Raw genomic sequence first — 15061 nt, forward strand, 5'->3', positions numbered from 1 at the left:
GGTGGTCCGGGTGGCCAGGGAGGTGGCGCCGGGGGCGAGGGGTTTCCCATCAGAATCCTGCTTTCATTGACCGGTGAGCCTATCGCCGCCGTTCCCGGCCCATCAATCCGCCGGAGGGATGAGACACCCATGACGCCCGTCGAGGCTCTCCGAGAGATCGCCTTCCTGCTGGAGCGCGCGGGCGAGCCGGCCTACCGCGTACGCGCCTTCCGCCGCGCCGCCGCCGTCGTCGCGGGCCTGCCCGAGGAGGAGCTGGTACGGCTCGCGGACACGGGCGGACTGGCCGACCTGCCGGGCATCGGCAAGGTGACGGCCCTGGCGGTCACCGAGGCGCTGGCCGGGCAGGTGCCGACCTACCTGCGCCGGATGCGGGCCACCGAGGGAGCCGACCTCGACGACGAGACGGCGGCCCTGAGGGCGGCGCTCAAGGGCGACCTGCACAGCCACTCCGACTGGTCGGACGGCGGCTCGCCGATCGAGGAGATGGCCGAGGCGGCCTGTGCGCTCGGCCACGAGTACTGGGCGCTGACCGACCACTCGCCCCGCCTGACGATCGCCAATGGCCTGTCGGCCGCCCGGCTGAGGCGGCAGCTCGACGAGGTCGACCGGCTCAACGAGCGGCTGGCGCCGTTCCGGATCCTGACCGGCGTCGAGGTCGACATCAACCCCGACGGCACGCTCGACCAGGAGCCCGAGCTGCTGGCACGGCTGGACGTGGTGGTGGCCAGCGCGCACTCGAAGCTGAGGATGAACCGCTACGAGATGACCCGCAGGATGGTGACGGCGATCGCCGACCCGAACGTCGACGTCCTCGGCCACTGCACCGGGCGGATCGTCCGGGGCGGCACCAGCCGCGGCGGGCGCAGGCCCGAGTCGGAGTTCGACGCCGAGCTGGTCTTCGAGGCCTGCCGCCGGTTCGGCGTGGCCGTCGAGATCAACTCCCGGCCCGACCGGCAGGACCCGCCGAAACGGCTGATGCGGCTGGCCTACGAGATGGGCTGCGACTTCGCGATCGACTCCGACGCCCACGCGCCCGGCCAGCTCGACTGGCAGCGGTTCGGCTGCGAGCGGGCCGCAAGGTGCGGCATCGAGCCCGCCCGGGTGGTCAACACCTGGGCGCTGGACGAGCTGCTGGCCTGGACCCGGTGACGCGACCGGTGGCCGTGGCGTGAGACCTCTGTGACCCGCCGGTGAGGAGCGCCTGACGGGGGCCGCCGCCCGCCCGCCGATTGTCGGTCGCCGCGCGTAGCGTCCCGGTTGTGAACCGTACCGATCGGCTCTACGCGCTCGTCGAGGACCTGCGCGCCATCTCGCCCCGCCACCGCTCCGCGCGCGAGCTCGCCCAGCGGTTCGAGGTGAGCGTGCGCACGATCGAGCGCGACATCACCGCGCTGCAGGAGTCGGGGGTGCCGATCTACGCCGAGCCGGGGCGCAGGGGCGGATACGCCATCGACAGGAAGATGTCGCTGCCCCCGCTCAACTTCACGCCCGCCGAGGCCGTGGCCATCGCGGTGGCGCTCAGCAGGGCCGGCGACCAGCCGTTCGGCCGGCAGGCGCGCAGCGCGTTACGCAAGGTCGTGGCGGCCATGCCGGGGCCCGAGGGCGAGCTGGCCCGGGAGCTCGCCCGGCGCGTCCAGGTGGCCGAGCCGGCCGAGCCGGGCGGGGTCCGGCCCCTCGGCGGCGAGGGCGTCTCACGCGCCATCGAGGACGCCCTGCAGCGGCGGCGCGTGCTCAGGCTCGACTACACCGACGCCAAGGGCGCGCTGACCTCGCGCGACGTCGAGCCCGGCGTGTTCCTGGGCGGGCGCGGCGGGTTCTGGTATCTCGTGGCGTGGTGCCGGCTCCGCGACGACGTGCGGGTCTTCCGGCTCGACCGCGTCGCCGCGGCCACGGTCACCGCCGAGCGCTGCCCCGACCGGCCGCTGGAGGGGTTCGCCACCGAGGTGCCCGACATGCTCGTGCACGGCACCCTGCTCGACTGAGTCACTCGAAAATTCGCTCGAAAACACCGACATAGGGTTGTCGCCTCCCCGGTGGATCCTGGTCCCTGTTCGACGGACAGGAGACGGCGCCGTCCTCCGCGTGGAGACGGACGGCGCCGGCGGCGATCCGCCAGGCGGGCCGGCGTCGCCTGTCCGAACGACACGCCGGGTGTCTTCTCGGGTCTACCACCCCGACGGCATGACCGGCGGTGGGTCCGCGCGGGCGCCTTCCCCGCCGGCCGGGCTCACACACGGGGCCGCTTTACGAGCGGTCAGCCCTCCCTGGGCTCGCCGCCGATCGCCGAGCGGCGGCGCGTCCAGGGCTCCCGGTCCGCGCTCGGCCCCGCTAGAACGCGGCCTTCGCCAGCCAGCGGTCGAGCAGGTCGCGGTCGCCGAAGACGGCCAGCGTGTCCGCGAAGCGCCGGCCGTACATCATGAGCAGCAGGTCGCCGGCCGGGCCGCGGACGGCGACGTCACCCTTGGCATGGCCGGGTTCCCAGCTGGCGAGGCCCCCGGGGCCCTGCGTGATGGTCCACTCGCCGTCGGTGTCGGTCGCGTGCAGGTGGATCGTGGCGCCGTCCGCGCCGGCCTCGGCCAGGCGGCGCGTGACCCATCGGGCGTGCGGCAGGTTGCCGAGCAACTCCTCGATCCCGTCGGCCGCCACCGGCGCGGGCACCGCCGGCTCCAGGCCGAGCGCGAGCTCCGCGTCGACGCGATGGACCACCAGCTCGTACGCCATCCGCCGCGCCCAGTAGGCGGCCGAGTGGTCGCCGCCCCACGACCACACCGGCGTGGCGGGGTCGGTCGACCGGAGCACGGCCAGCAACCGTGCGGCTCCGGCCGCCAGCCACGCGGCGTCACCGCTCTCACCGGGCGCCAGGCCGTTGGGCACGTCGCGCGACCAGATCGGCTCGCTCGCCCGGGTCGTCAGGAGGTGGATCACCCAGCGGTGCGTGCCACCGACGTGGGTGACCAGCTCGGCCAGCGTCCACCCCGGACAGCTGGGCACCGGCGTGCCAGGGGCGGCGCCGGTGACCAGCTCGACGAGGCGGGCGGTTTCGCTTTCCACGAGCGCGCAGTAGTCCTTCACACGCCCGAGACTAGATCAGGCGGCCGCGCAGGCGACGTCCTGGTTCGGCACCTTGCCCTTGAGCAGGAACGAGTTCACCATGCTCTGGATGCACTTGTTGCCCGAGCTGTAGGAGCCGTGTCCCTGGCCCTCGTAGGTGAGCAGGGTGGCGTTCCCGAGCTGCCTGGTCAAACTGGGCGCCCACTGGTAGGGAGTGGCCGGGTCGCCCTTGCCGCCGACCACGAGGATCGGCGCCGAGCCCTTGGCGTTCACCTTCCGGGCCTCGTTGTTGCCCGCGACCGGCCACGAGGTGCAGATCCCGCCCGCGCCCTCGCTGCCGAACAACGGTGAGATCTTGATCGCCTCCTTCCAGGTGCGCGTCAGCTCGCCCTCGTCGGGCCGCTCGGCGGAGTCCACGCAGGTGATCGCCGGGAAGCTGGACATCTGGGTGGTGTAGGTGCCGTCCTTGGAGCGGCCGGTGTAGGAGTCGGCCAGGTAGATCAGCGCGTCGCCCCGTCCCTTGTCCGCCTGCGCGAGCGCGGTCTCCAGGAACGGCCAGGCACCCTCGGAGTAGAGGGCGGCCGCGAGCCCGGTGGAGGCCAGGCCCTGGGTGAGCCGGCGGTTGCCGACCCGCAGCGGCTTGTCGACCAGCTTGTACATCAGCCGCATGACGTTCGCGTCGGCGGCCTTCACGGTGTCGCCGAGCTCGCAGCCCTCCTTGACGCAGTCCTTCAGGAAGCTCTCGTACGCCTGCTGGAAGCCCCTGGTCTGGGCCAGGGTGCGCTGCCTGAACGTGACGGACGGGTCGAGCGGCGCGTCGAGCACCACCCGGCCGACCTTGTTCGGGTACTTGGTGGCGTAGACCGCGCCGAGCTGCGTGCCGTACGACATGCCGAGGTAGTTGAGCTTGGCGTCGCCGAGCGCGGCGCGCAGCCGGTCCATGTCGCGGGCGGTGTTGCCGGTGCCGATGTACGGCAGGAGGCGGCTCGCGTCACGCTTGCAGAGCTCGGCGAACCTCTGGTTGGCCGCCCTGCCCGCCTCACGGGTCTTCTGGGTGGGCGGCAGCGTGTTGAGCTCGACGTACGCGTCCATGTCCGCGTTGCTGCCGCAGCGCACGCCCGAGCTGCGGTCGACGCCGCGCGGGTCGAAGCTGACCAGGTCGTAGCGGGTGCGCAGGGTGTCGAACATCTTGGCCGCCTGGGCGAGGGTGTCGACGCCGGAGCCGCCCGGGCCGCCGAAGTTGAACACCAGCGAGCCCAGCCGCCTGCTCTGGTCGGTGGCCGCGATCTTGATCAACGCCAGGTCGATCGTACCGAGATCGGGATTGTCGTAGTCGAGTGGCACGGTGAGTTTCCCGCACCTGACGCCGGGCTCCTGGCGGGCGGGCGGCTCTCCGTCAGGACGGACGATGTCCGTGCACGGGCCCCAGGAGATGGGGTCGACGACGACGCCTTTGGGCTCGGTGTCGGGCGTCGCCGTGCTCACACAGGCGGTGGCGGACACTGCCAGCGTGGCGGCGGCAAGGACATGACGCATATGTGCTCTCCCCCTAGGGCTCTCAAGGGGGGAGGCAGTGCCCACAATACGTGAGGGCCGCCGGGACGGCGACGCGCCGCGAGGGGCGGACGTCCCCGCGCGCGAGTGCGCGGGGACGCCTGTCGCGGGCTCAGACGCCCATGGACTGGGTGTCGTTGCTCTCCGCGCCGCCGGCCTCGGTCACGCCGTTCTTGAGGTGGTAGCGGGCGATCGCCTCGCGCAGCACCTCGGCGTCGAGCTCGCCGCGCTTGACCAGGCTGGTGAGCACGGCCAGCGTGATCGAGGCGGCGTCGACGTGGAAGTGGCGGCGCAGCGCCGAGCGGGTGTCGGACAGGCCGAACCCGTCGGTGCCCAGCGAGGACCAGTCACCCGGCACCCACTGCGCGATCTGGTCCTGGACGGCCTTCATGTAGTCGCTGACGCCCACGAACGGCCCCGTGGCCTGGGACAGGGCCTGGGTGACGTAGGGGACACGGCGCTCGGCGTCGGGGTTGAGCAGGTTGTGCTCGTCGCACGCCAGCGCCTCGCGGCGCAGCTCCGACCACGACGTCGCCGACCACACGTCGGCCGACACGCCCCAGTCCTCGGCCAGCAGCCGCTGGGCCTCCACGGCCCACGGCCCGGCCACGCCGGAGGACAGGATGTTGGCCTTCGGCCCCTGGGTCCGTGGCCCGTCTGCGAACTTGTACAGGCCCTTGAGCAGGCCCGCCACGTCGAGGTCCGCGGGCTGCGCGGGCTGCAGGTAGGGCTCGTTGTAGACGGTCAGGTAGTAGAACACGTCCTCGGGCTGATCGCCGTACATCCGGCGCAGGCCGTCCTTGACGATGTGGGCCACCTCGAACGCCCAGGACGGGTCGTAGGACACCGCCGCCGGGTTGGTGGAGGCGATGAGCGGCGACTGGCCGTCCTCGTGCTGCAGGCCCTCGCCGTTGAGCGTGGTGCGCCCGGCGGTGGCGCCGAGCAGGAAGCCGCGGCCCATCTGGTCGCCCAGCTGCCACATCGCGTCACCGGTGCGCTGCCAGCCGAACATCGAGTAGAAGATGTAGATCGGGATCATCGGCTCGCCGTGCGTGGCGTAGGACGTGCCGGCCGCGATCGTCGAGGCCATCGACCCCGACTCGCTGATGCCCTCGTGCAGGATCTGCCCCTGCACCGCCTCCTTGTAGGACAGCAGCAGCTCCCTGTCGACGGCCTCGTAGGTCTGGCCGTGCGGGGAGTAGATCTTGGCCGTCGGGAACATGGCGTCGAGACCGAAGGTGCGGGCCTCGTCGGGGATGATCGGCACGAAGCGGTGGCCGATCTCCTTGTCGCGCATGAGGTCCTTCAGCAGGCGTACGAAGGCCATCGTGGTGGCCACCTGCTGCTTGCCCGAGCCCTTGGCGAACTGCTGGTAGACCGAGTCGGCGGGCAGCTTGACCGGCTTGGCCCGGACCACCCGCTTGGGCAGCACGCCGCCCAGCGCCGCGCGGCGCTCCCGCATGTACTCGATCTCGGGGTCGTTCTCGCCCGGGTGGAAGTAGGGCGGCAGCTCGCCTTCGAGCGCGGAGTCGGGGATCGGCAGGTAGAGCCGGTCGCGGAACTCCTTGAGCTCGGCTTTGGTGAGCTTCTTCATCTGGTGGGTGGCGTTGCGCGCCTCGAAGTCCTTGCCCAGCGTCCAGCCCTTGATGGTCTGGGCCAGGATGACCGTCGGCTGGCCGACGTGCTCACGAGCCGCCTTGAAGGCCGCGTAGACCTTGTGGTAGTCGTGGCCGCCGCGCGACAGCTTGCGGATGTCGTCGTCGGTCAGGTGCTCGACCATCTTGCGCAGGCGGGGGTCGCCGCCGAAGAAGTGCTCGCGGATGTAGCCGCCCGACTCGACGGAGTAGGTCTGGAACTGCCCGTCGGGCGTGGTGTTCATCTGGTTGACCAGCACGCCGTCGACGTCGGCGGCGAGCAGTGGGTCCCAGTCGCGGCCCCAGACGACCTTGATGACGTTCCAGCCGGCGCCCCGGAAGTAGGACTCCAGCTCCTGGATGATCTTGCCGTTGCCGCGTACCGGGCCGTCGAGCCGCTGCAGGTTGCAGTTGATGACGAACGTGAGGTTGTCGAGCTCCTCGCGGGCCGCCAGGCCGATCGCGCCGAGCGACTCGGGCTCGTCCATCTCGCCGTCGCCGAGGAACGCCCAGACGTGGCTGCGGCTGGTGTCCTTGATCTGGCGGTTGAGCAGGTAGCGGTTGAACCGCGCCTGGTAGATCGCGCTGATCGGCCCCAGGCCCATGGAGACCGTCGGGAACTCCCAGAAGTCGGGCATGAGCCGCGGGTGCGGGTAGGAGGGCAGGCCGTGGAAGCCGTGCGACAGCTCCTGCCGGAACGCGTCGAGCTGCGCCTCGTTGAGGCGGCCCTCCAGGAAGGCGCGGGCGTAGATGCCGGGCGCGGCGTGCCCCTGGAAGAAGACCTGGTCGCCCGACTCGCCGTGGTCCTTGCCGCGGAAGAAGTGGTTGAAGCCCACCTCGTAGAGCGACGCGGCGGAGGCGTAGGTGGCGATGTGACCGCCCACGTTGGTGCGGGCGTTGGCGCGGGACACCATGATCGCGGCGTTCCAGCGGATGTAGGCGCGGATGCGCCGCTCGACGTGCTCGTCGCCGGGGAACCAGGGCTCGCGCTCCGGCGGAATGGTGTTGATGTAGTCGGTGCTGCGCAGGCCCGGCACGCCGACCTGGTGCTCGCGGGCGCGCTCCAGCAGGCGGAGCATCAGGTAGCGAGCCCGGCTGCGGCCCTCCGCCTTGACGACGTTGTCGAGGGACTCGAGCCACTCGTTGGTCTCACTGGGGTCGACATCAGGAAGCTGGCTGGGTAGGCCGTCGCTGATGATCGAGAAACGCTGGCGTCCGGAAGCCACTGGGTCTCGCCTTCCGAGGATGACTGGTGTCTGGTCTGGGTCGCCTTCCATCCTGGTCGCTAGTCGTAGAAAGTGCATCTCTACTCGTTGGTAACCAGGACGTCCCTGCTGGCAGGGGGTCATGGGTGGCCTAGACCACCAATGATAGGACGAATCAAGGGGCTAGAGTACAGGGCCGAGGTAATTTAACAAGTCCGGAAAACCTTCGAAAATTCGCCCGCATGCTCCGAGTATCCACCTTCAACGGGACGGCGTCATCCGGGTGGGGGGTATCGGGCTCCGCGCCGGGGGCTCGCCCGGGCCTCTTCAGCTCTCAGCGCAACGTTTCGGTCAGGATTGGGGCTGACTCTCCTGAGTGGAGTGGCGATCCCTCTTTTCGAACCGGCTTCGCCGTACGAGTGTGGAGGCATGAATGCGACGGTTGGCGACCGGCTCCTCGTGCATGGCAACTCCGTCGGCGAGAGAGACCGGACTGGCGTGATCATCGAGGTCAAGGGCGGCGACGGCGGGCCCCCGTACACCGTGAGATTCGACGACGGGCATACCGGGCTGGTCTTTCCCGGGCCTGACGCGGTCGTCGTGCCTCAGTAGGCTGCTCGTGTGAGATCCGAGATCATCTCCGTGGACACGGGCTCGCGCGAGACGGTGCACGACATCACCGCCCAGTGCGCGGAGTTCGCCGCGGCGCAGGGAGAGGACGGGCTGCTGCACGTCTTCGTCCCGCACGCGACGGCGGGCGTGGTCCTCGTGGAGCTGGGAGCGGGCAGCGACGACGATCTGCTCGCCGCGCTGCGCGACCTGCTGCCCGCCGACGACAGATGGCGCCACGCCCACGGATCGCGCGGTCATGGCAGGTCGCACGTCATGCCCGCGCTCATCCCGCCGTACGCCACGGTGCCGGTGATCCAGGGACGGCTGGCCCTCGGCACCTGGCAGTCGATCGCGCTCGTCGACCTGAATGTCGACAACCCGCAACGCCAGGTTCGGCTGTCGTTTTTGTCCAATTGATACCTGCGAACCACTGCCGTACCCGTGGCGACCGTTGACGACTGAGGGTCACAGCGTGTGGACTGTCCCGAAGCGATAAACCGCATAAGCGGCCACTCAAGCAGGAGGGATAAACGTGAGCGCGACCGCGGGTCAGGCGCAGAGCGAGCGCGGCCTGGCCGAACGACTTGGCCTCAAGCCGGGTCAGGTGGTGCAGGAAATCGGCTGGGACGAGGACGTCGACGACGAGCTTCGCGATTCCATCGAAGACCTGACCGGCAACGAACTGCTGGACGAGGAGACCGACGACGTCGTCGACGTGGTGCTGCTGTGGTGGCGTGACGGCGACGGAGACCTCTTCGACGTCCTCAGCGACGCCATGCGAGCACTCGCCGAAGGCGGCCGGATCTGGCTGCTGACTCCCAAGGCCGGGCGCGAAGGCCACGTGGAGCCGAGCGACATCGGGGAGGATGCCGCTACCGCGGGTCTCTCGCAGACCAGCAGCATCTCCGCCGCCCCCGACTGGTCGGGGACCAGGCTCGTTTCGCCGAAAGGCCGACGCTAGGGAGCCAGTGCGCCGGCCGTACGGCAGGATGAAGTCCGTGATGGAACATCCGGTCGAGGTGGGCGTCCCGGCTCCAGACTTCGAGCTCCAGGACCAGCACGGCACTCCGGTGAAGCTGTCAGGCTTTCGGGGCAGGAAGGTCGTGCTGGTCTTCTACCCGCTTGCCTTCAGCGGGATCTGCCGCAGTGAGCTGGCGGCGCTGCGCGACCTCCCGGGCGACGCACAGGTCCTCACCGTCTCTGTGGACTCGTTGTTCACCCATCGTGCCTGGGCGGAGCAGGAGGGCTACCTGTTCCCTCTGCTCTCCGATTTCTGGCCACACGGACAGGTCGCGCGGGCGTACGGTGTGTTCGATGACGCGAAGGGCGTCGCTCGCCGCGGCACCTTCATCATCGACGGCGAGGGCGTGATCCGGTGGTCGGTGGTCAATCCGATCGGTTCGGCGCGTGACATCGCCGCCTATACCAAGGCACTCGCCGATATTTCGTAACGGAGGACATCATGCCCTGCTATCGCTGCGGGGCCCGGCAGACCGACCCCGTCCGCGGGGCCAGCCCGTGGAAGCGCGGGGTGCGCCAGGAGGCGCAGGTGCTGATCTGCCCGGACTGTCAACGCCGGCACGATCTCGACCTCGACACGTGCGGCACCTGCCAGTCCACGGCGCTCATCTGCCGGCTCGGTGAGGTGGAATGCCGCTCCTGCGGCACCGTGCGCCTGGCGCGCGCCGACGCGTTCGCCTGCTCGGGTGCGCCGCCCGTGCCGCCGGGGCTGTCGGCCGAGGTGGAGGCCGCGCTCAACCGGGTGCTGGGCCGCGCCTGACCGCCTTGCCGGACATGTACTGAGCTGCGCTATCGTCTCCTTCCGTGTCCGCAACTAGTTCGTTCGTCGTCGGTCTCGACGTCGGAGGCACGTCCATGAAGGGCGGCCTGGTCAGCGAATCCGGCGCGGTCCTGCTGAGCGAGCGGCGTCCCACGCCCCGCGCGGACGGGCCGGACGCGGTCGTGGCCGCCATCCGCGGCTTCATCAGCCACCTGGCGGCCGCCGGTGACGGGGTCCCCGCCGGTGTCGGCCTGGCCGTCCCGGGGCTGGTCTCCGCCGACACCGCCCTCTACGCCACCAACCTCGGCTGGCGCGACGTGCCCGCCACGGCCTTCACCGCGCTGGACATCCCCGTCATGCTCGGCCACGACGTACGCACCGGCGGTCTGGCGGAGAGCGTGCTCGGCGCCGGACGCGGCATCCCCGACTTCCTCTTCCTGCCCATCGGCACCGGCATCGCCGGCGCCATGATCCTGCACGGCGAGCCGTACGGAGGCGCCTCGGGGTGGGGCGGCGAGATCGGCCACATCCCCGTCTTTCCCGAGGGCGAGCAGTGCGCGTGCGGCCAGCTCGGCTGTCTGGAGACGTACGCCTCGGCGGCCTCGGTGGGCAGGCGCTACAGCCTCCGGGCCGGCCTGGAGGGCGTCCGGGCCGAGCAGGTGGTCTCCTCCGACGACCCGGTGGCCGTCGAGGTGTGGGACGAGGCCGTGGAGGCCCTTTCGGTGGCCCTGGCCACCTACACCCTGCTGCTCGATCCGACCATGATCGTGCTCGGGGGAGGGCTGGCCGAAGCGGGGCCGGCCCTGTTCGACCCGGTGCGCACCCGGCTGGTGAAGCGGCTCGCCTTCCGGGACGCGCCCCCGCTGGTCCCGGCCGCCCTCGGGGTGGACGCCGGGATGCTGGGAGCCGCCCTGCTGGGCTGGCGGGCCGCCGGACGTCCCGAACTGGGGTCGGGCTGGGCGGTGGATGTGCGGCCGGAGCCGTTGGTGTCGTAAGGTGTAGTGCCGATCAGGGGCGGTTAGCTCAGCGGTAGAGCACTCGCCTTACAAGCGAGGGGTCACTGGTTCGAACCCAGTACCGCCCACCTGTAAAAGGAGCCCTGTTTCCGATCATGGAAATGGGGCTTCGTGCCATTGGCCGGTGTGGGGGATCTTTGAAGATCCGTTGGCGTCTTCAGTGAACTTGACGTTCATTGCGTCGGCGATCTTCCGGTCGGCTTCCGCCGTGCTGTGCTGGTAGATCAGCGCCGCCCGGACGGAGTCATGGCCCATGCGTTGCATGAGATCTTTGAGGATCGCTCCCGAACTGACAGCGATCGAGTTGCCGTTGAGGGTTGGGTCACCGTCCGTGACCGCGACCTGCCAGACCAGTTCTGCGGTCTGCTTGTCGCGGGCCTGCACGAAGCGCCCGTTGGACGAGGCGTCGAAGTCCTTGACGGGCTTGACCCGCCGACGAGGTAACAGCCGTGCGGGAAGACGTCGGTGTCACCAGTGCGATAGACAGTCGCTCAGGCCGGCGGCCCGACATTCCTGGAGGATCTAGTGCGAATCATGTGGGGCTGCTTAACCGCAGTCGTGATCGTTCCACTGGTCGGACTGTTCCTGCTGATCATGATCCCGATATGGCGTGATGATGCCCGGCTGGACGCCTTCTACGATCGCGTCGTTGCCTACCCGCTCCCGCCGAACAGCCGAGACGCCTTCTCGATGGATCGCGATGCGACCTTCGGGAAGAACCTAGTCGGGGGCAGCGGGTCCTATTGTGACTACCGGGTCAGGATTACGCTGCAGACGGCGCTTACTCCACAGGAGATCCACCGCCACTACGACAACGCGTCGATCGCCGGAGCCGAGTCAAAAGCGATGATTTCCCTGTACTTCAGAGACGAGGACTCTGCTGGCGGTCGCCGGGTCATCGTCGAGGCGTACGACTCCCATGACTGGGATGGGGATTGGCGCTGCTACTAGCGCAGCAGCTTGCGGACCGCGTGCAGCCGGGCAGTCATGCGATCGGATACGCGTCTTTCAACTCGTGCCGGTCGGCGGGCAGCAGGACCTCCACGACGGCCAATGGCCGGCCGGAGGCATCACGGGCCGCGCCGAAGACAGGCAGGAGCGGCCGGTTCTTCGGCATGGCCAGTTGCTTGGCTTCGTCGGTCGAGGGCATGCGGGCTCGATGCGCCCCTGAAGAGCCTGCACAAGCTGTGCACACTTCGGCGGCACCGACTCTAGCGGCATCACGACCGTCCAACGCCCGACAGGTTGTTTTACCAAGTTTGGGCGTAACCGGCTTGCCGTCAGCTGTCCACGTGGTTCGCGGAAGCGGGAAGTCGAACGTAGAGAAACCGGCAGGCAGCGCAGTGGCCGGGCTGGGAAGGGCACCGTGGGGGCTGCCACTGCAACTGCCTGCCGGGCGAGGCGCGACGAGACAAGGTGGCGGCGACCCTTACCCCTCCGGTAGGGACCACGCTTGTCTCGCCGCGCCGGTCATCACCTGGCGATGTACTCAGCCAGGAGCTTCGCCGCGCCTGCCGGGTCGCTGGCCGGGTGCCGTTGCTCGGCGTTCTGCCAGGAGTAGTAGGCCCCGCCGAACCCGACGAACACCCACACCGGCATCCCCGGCTCCAGCTTGTGCACCATGAGCGCGGTGTTGTTATCCCGCAACTCGGCATTGACGCCGAGGTTCGTGAGCTGGTCGCGCAGCCGGACGAGCATGTCGCCCTCGTCCCGGTTCGGCGGGAAACCGGCCACCGCCGTCTGCATGATCGAATTCATTTTTCCGCTCCCTTCGGCCCGGCCGTCTCCGAGTCAGTCGAGACACTCCCGCTCCTCACTTGAGATCTGATCTCCGTCGGTGTCGCCGATGAGGAGCGCACGGCGCGAGTCGCGCAGCTTGATCCCGCGCCCCCGGCAAGCAGGGCAGGGCGACGTCTTGCTTGTCTCGTCTGGCCGGATCACCGTCGCCATCTCCTCGTTCATCCGGCGTTCCCTATGGCGGGAGGCCGCGTGACGTACCGTGGTTGACTGATGACAAGTCCACCGGCAACCGCGACTGAGCAGAACCCCTGAACGGCCCACTTGTTTTCCCCTTTCGAGCCCCCAGCCGGGAGGAAGGCCCGCAGATGCCCGACTACATCCCGAACGTGCGGCTACGTGCCTGGCGCAACGAGAACCGACTCACCCGTGCGGACATGGCCGACCGCATCAACGCCACACCGATCGGCGTCGCCGAGGGACTGGCGTGTGACGAGGAACGGGTCCGGCGTTGGGAAGCCGGGGAGGTCCGGTGGCCGCGTACGCCTTACCGGCTCGCGCTCACCCAGCTGACCGGCTTGGAGCCGGAAGCACTCGGGTTCACCCAGAACAGGCAGACAGGGAGCCGCCTCATCGAGGCTCACATGATGCCCATGGATGCCCTGCGGGCCGAGGCGGACCTGTACGGGACCATGCAACTCGCACAGCAACTCCAGGCGTCCGACGTGGGGAGCGGGACGCTGGAAGCTTTGGCCGAGGCTGTCGATCTGCTGTGCCGTGCCTATCCGGTCGTGTCCGCCAGCACCTTGCGGGACCGTACACAGAAGCGCCTGGCCCAAATCAACCATCTACTCGCCGGGCGCCTCACGCTTGACCAGCACCGCGAATTGCTCGTGATCACCGGATGGCTAACTGCCCTGCTGGGATGCGTTCACTACGACCTGGGCGAAAGGGAAGAGGCAGAGACCGCTCGACGTACCGCGTTCGAGATGGGGCGCCAAGTCGGGCACGGCGAACTCATGGGATGGGCACACGAGATGTCGGCGTGGTTCGCCCTCGTCGAAGGCCGCTACGAAGACGTCGTCACCGCCGCTCGCATGGGCCAAGCAGTGGCCGGCCCCAGCAGCGCCATGGTCCAGCTCACCCTTCAAGAAGCCCGTGGCCTAGCTCGCGTCGGCGACCGTCGCGAAGCCGATCGTGCCCTGACTCGGGGAGCCGAAGTGCTCGGAAGTCTGCCCATGCCCGACCACCCAGACCACCACTTCGTCTTCGATCACGCTAAGTGGGTCTTTTACGCTGCCACCTGCTACACCTGGCTCGTCGACGATGACCGAGCCGAAGAACACGCCCGCGAAACCATCCAGATGCACACTCGCCCAGACGGCACCTCCAATGCCCCCATGCGAGTTGCCGACGCTCACATAGACCTCGGCATCGTGCACGCCCGACGAGGAGATCTTGACGCCGCGGTAAACCACGGAATGGCAGCATTCGACATTGACCGACGATCTCTCACCGACCTCGTAAACAGGGCTGGAGATCTCAACCGAGTGCTACGTCAACATCATCGGCGAGAAGCGCTCGCTGAGGAATTCCACGAACGGTTCCTTACTGCTCGTCGGGCACTCATCGCACACCAGCATGAACTTCTGGACTAATTATGAAGCAATTGTTTGAATCACAGTTGCAATAGCGCTGATGCCGCTTAACGCCAGAGAAGCTACCGTCCAGCCGTCATAGTCAAACTTTTGCTTAGCCATTCTAACTTTCGAGCGGAGCTGAAGCTTCAGTAGGGGCCTTGCTCCCACAAAGTATGCGATGCATCCAGCAAGGCGCCACCAATGGTCCGTCCGAAGTGTTATGCCGGATTGGCGCAACTCCTCCTTGCTAGAAAATAGGGGGGTGCCCATGAAGTGATCGGCAATCAGATTCAAGGGCAGAAGCGCAAAGGCGAAGGCTGCCACGGCGCGCCGCCGTACCTCGGCCCTCCGCCCGCCCGCCGTCCGGGCGTGCGGCCTGGGGGCCGGTCCCGGACGGCGGCGGGACACCGGGCCGGGCACCGCACGCCGCCCCCTCCATACCAGCCGAACGCTTCGGCCGGGGTTACCGCGCCGCCGCACAGATGCAGCCCTTACGATCGCCACGGCGTGGCTGGTCCCTTGCATGGCTGGGGGCGATCGAAGGTCCAGGGTTCGTTCCTCACCCTGGCCCACCGGGCAACGTGGCTGATCGTGGTGCCGAGATCTGTCGCTCTGTCGCTGCCTGGGCAGTCAGCGCGTACGTGACACGGGGTGCGTGCCATTCGGGTGCCATTCAGCGACCCCAGCGCGATGGAGAGGCCCTGATCAATCGGCATCGCCGCAGGCGGGGGAGGCGTGATCACCGTGCCATTAGCGTGCCATTAGCTCTGACGGATGGCTTCCGAGAAGGTGGCGACGGTGTGAAGCAGGTCCAGCTCAGCGGCACGCACAG

At 68.8% G+C, this 15061-nt stretch carries 17 protein-coding genes and 1 tRNA gene; 11 read left to right on the plus strand and 7 right to left on the minus strand.

What is annotated here, in order from left to right:
• Positions 1 to 129: 129 nt before the first annotated feature.
• Entirely contained in the window at positions 130 to 1149 is a 1020-nt protein-coding gene (locus IEY82_RS32810) for a PHP domain-containing protein (protein WP_189128157.1), read from the plus strand.
• 110 nt (positions 1150 to 1259) lie between these two features.
• Positions 1260 to 1982, plus strand: coding sequence for a helix-turn-helix transcriptional regulator (locus IEY82_RS32815; protein ID WP_189128158.1), 723 nt, complete (start codon positions 1260 to 1262; stop codon positions 1980 to 1982).
• 346 nt (positions 1983 to 2328) lie between these two features.
• Here IEY82_RS32815 and IEY82_RS32820 read toward each other — a convergent pair whose 3' ends face one another.
• The 3 genes from IEY82_RS32820 to aceE form a co-directional block, all read right to left on the minus strand.
• On the minus strand, positions 2329 to 3072 hold the full coding sequence (locus IEY82_RS32820; RefSeq protein WP_189128159.1) for a maleylpyruvate isomerase family mycothiol-dependent enzyme: 744 nt from the start codon (positions 3070 to 3072) through the stop codon (positions 2329 to 2331).
• Between the two features lie 15 nt (positions 3073 to 3087).
• Complete coding sequence (locus tag IEY82_RS32825) at positions 3088 to 4587, minus strand: alpha/beta hydrolase (protein ID WP_189128160.1); 1500 nt, start codon at positions 4585 to 4587, stop codon at positions 3088 to 3090.
• Positions 4588 to 4717: 130 nt separating this feature from the next.
• A complete protein-coding gene (gene aceE, locus IEY82_RS32830; protein ID WP_189128161.1) occupies positions 4718 to 7465 on the minus strand; it encodes a pyruvate dehydrogenase (acetyl-transferring), homodimeric type in 2748 nt (915 codons plus the stop codon).
• A 408-nt stretch (positions 7466 to 7873) separates the two neighbouring features.
• Between aceE and IEY82_RS32835 the strand changes: the two genes are divergently transcribed.
• From IEY82_RS32835 to IEY82_RS32865, 7 genes are all read left to right on the plus strand, one after another.
• On the plus strand, positions 7874 to 8056 hold the full coding sequence (locus IEY82_RS32835; RefSeq protein WP_189128162.1) for a DUF1918 domain-containing protein: 183 nt from the start codon (positions 7874 to 7876) through the stop codon (positions 8054 to 8056).
• 9 nt (positions 8057 to 8065) lie between these two features.
• Complete coding sequence (locus IEY82_RS32840; RefSeq protein ID WP_189128163.1) at positions 8066 to 8473, plus strand: secondary thiamine-phosphate synthase enzyme YjbQ; 408 nt, start codon at positions 8066 to 8068, stop codon at positions 8471 to 8473.
• Positions 8474 to 8588: 115 nt separating this feature from the next.
• Entirely contained in the window at positions 8589 to 9017 is a 429-nt protein-coding gene (locus tag IEY82_RS32845; RefSeq protein WP_189128164.1) for a DUF3052 domain-containing protein, read from the plus strand.
• A 40-nt stretch (positions 9018 to 9057) separates the two neighbouring features.
• Positions 9058 to 9507: a peroxiredoxin gene (locus IEY82_RS32850; protein ID WP_189128165.1), complete on the plus strand. Its 450-nt coding sequence runs from the start codon at positions 9058 to 9060 to the stop codon at positions 9505 to 9507.
• An 11-nt stretch (positions 9508 to 9518) separates the two neighbouring features.
• Positions 9519 to 9836, plus strand: coding sequence for a hypothetical protein (locus IEY82_RS32855; RefSeq protein WP_189128166.1), 318 nt, complete (start codon positions 9519 to 9521; stop codon positions 9834 to 9836).
• Between the two features lie 44 nt (positions 9837 to 9880).
• Complete coding sequence (locus IEY82_RS32860) at positions 9881 to 10831, plus strand: ROK family protein (RefSeq protein ID WP_225263266.1); 951 nt, start codon at positions 9881 to 9883, stop codon at positions 10829 to 10831.
• Between the two features lie 17 nt (positions 10832 to 10848).
• A tRNA-Val gene (locus tag IEY82_RS32865) sits at positions 10849 to 10920 on the plus strand.
• Positions 10921 to 10945: 25 nt separating this feature from the next.
• Here IEY82_RS32865 and IEY82_RS39585 read toward each other — a convergent pair.
• Positions 10946 to 11236, minus strand: a complete 291-nt coding sequence (locus tag IEY82_RS39585; RefSeq protein ID WP_225263267.1) for a hypothetical protein — start codon at positions 11234 to 11236, stop codon at positions 10946 to 10948.
• A 174-nt stretch (positions 11237 to 11410) separates the two neighbouring features.
• Between IEY82_RS39585 and IEY82_RS32875 the strand changes: the two genes are divergently transcribed.
• Entirely contained in the window at positions 11411 to 11803 is a 393-nt protein-coding gene (locus tag IEY82_RS32875) for a hypothetical protein (RefSeq protein ID WP_189128167.1), read from the plus strand.
• 34 nt (positions 11804 to 11837) lie between these two features.
• Here the strand turns inward: IEY82_RS32875 and IEY82_RS32880 are convergent, their stop codons facing one another.
• The 3 genes from IEY82_RS32880 to IEY82_RS32890 all read right to left on the minus strand — a co-directional run bounded on the left by IEY82_RS32880 (position 11838) and on the right by IEY82_RS32890 (position 12814).
• Complete coding sequence (locus IEY82_RS32880) at positions 11838 to 12002, minus strand: hypothetical protein (RefSeq protein WP_189128168.1); 165 nt, start codon at positions 12000 to 12002, stop codon at positions 11838 to 11840.
• Positions 12003 to 12325: 323 nt separating this feature from the next.
• On the minus strand, positions 12326 to 12610 hold the full coding sequence (locus IEY82_RS32885) for a hypothetical protein (protein ID WP_189128169.1): 285 nt from the start codon (positions 12608 to 12610) through the stop codon (positions 12326 to 12328).
• Positions 12611 to 12643: 33 nt separating this feature from the next.
• Positions 12644 to 12814, minus strand: a complete 171-nt coding sequence (locus tag IEY82_RS32890) for a hypothetical protein (RefSeq protein WP_189128170.1) — start codon at positions 12812 to 12814, stop codon at positions 12644 to 12646.
• Between the two features lie 143 nt (positions 12815 to 12957).
• Here IEY82_RS32890 and IEY82_RS32895 point away from each other — a divergent pair, with 143 nt between their 5' ends.
• On the plus strand, positions 12958 to 14247 hold the full coding sequence (locus tag IEY82_RS32895; RefSeq protein ID WP_189128171.1) for an NsdA family TPR-like regulatory protein: 1290 nt from the start codon (positions 12958 to 12960) through the stop codon (positions 14245 to 14247).
• Positions 14248 to 15061 lie beyond the last annotated feature (814 nt).

The sequence above is a fragment of the Nonomuraea cavernae genome (assembly GCF_014646355.1).
Taxonomy (GTDB): Bacteria; Actinomycetota; Actinomycetes; order Streptosporangiales; family Streptosporangiaceae; genus Nonomuraea; species Nonomuraea cavernae.

What these genes read in the sequence shown, in the direction of transcription:
- IEY82_RS32895 (WP_189128171.1), top strand. Translation starts at nt 12,958, where the DNA reads ATGCCCGACTACATCCCGAACGTGCGGCTACGTGCCTGGCGCAACGAG.
- IEY82_RS32835 (WP_189128162.1), top strand. Translation starts at nt 7,874, where the DNA reads ATGAATGCGACGGTTGGCGACCGGCTCCTCGTGCATGGCAACTCCGTC.
- IEY82_RS32885 (WP_189128169.1), bottom strand. Translation starts at nt 12,610, where the DNA reads ATGAATTCGATCATGCAGACGGCGGTGGCCGGTTTCCCGCCGAACCGG.
- IEY82_RS32850 (WP_189128165.1), top strand. Translation starts at nt 9,058, where the DNA reads ATGGAACATCCGGTCGAGGTGGGCGTCCCGGCTCCAGACTTCGAGCTC.
- IEY82_RS32810 (WP_189128157.1), top strand. Translation starts at nt 130, where the DNA reads ATGACGCCCGTCGAGGCTCTCCGAGAGATCGCCTTCCTGCTGGAGCGC.
- IEY82_RS32890 (WP_189128170.1), bottom strand. Translation starts at nt 12,814, where the DNA reads ATGAACGAGGAGATGGCGACGGTGATCCGGCCAGACGAGACAAGCAAG.
- IEY82_RS32855 (WP_189128166.1), top strand. Translation starts at nt 9,519, where the DNA reads ATGCCCTGCTATCGCTGCGGGGCCCGGCAGACCGACCCCGTCCGCGGG.
- IEY82_RS32825 (WP_189128160.1), bottom strand. Translation starts at nt 4,587, where the DNA reads ATGCGTCATGTCCTTGCCGCCGCCACGCTGGCAGTGTCCGCCACCGCC.
- IEY82_RS32880 (WP_189128168.1), bottom strand. Translation starts at nt 12,002, where the DNA reads ATGCCCTCGACCGACGAAGCCAAGCAACTGGCCATGCCGAAGAACCGG.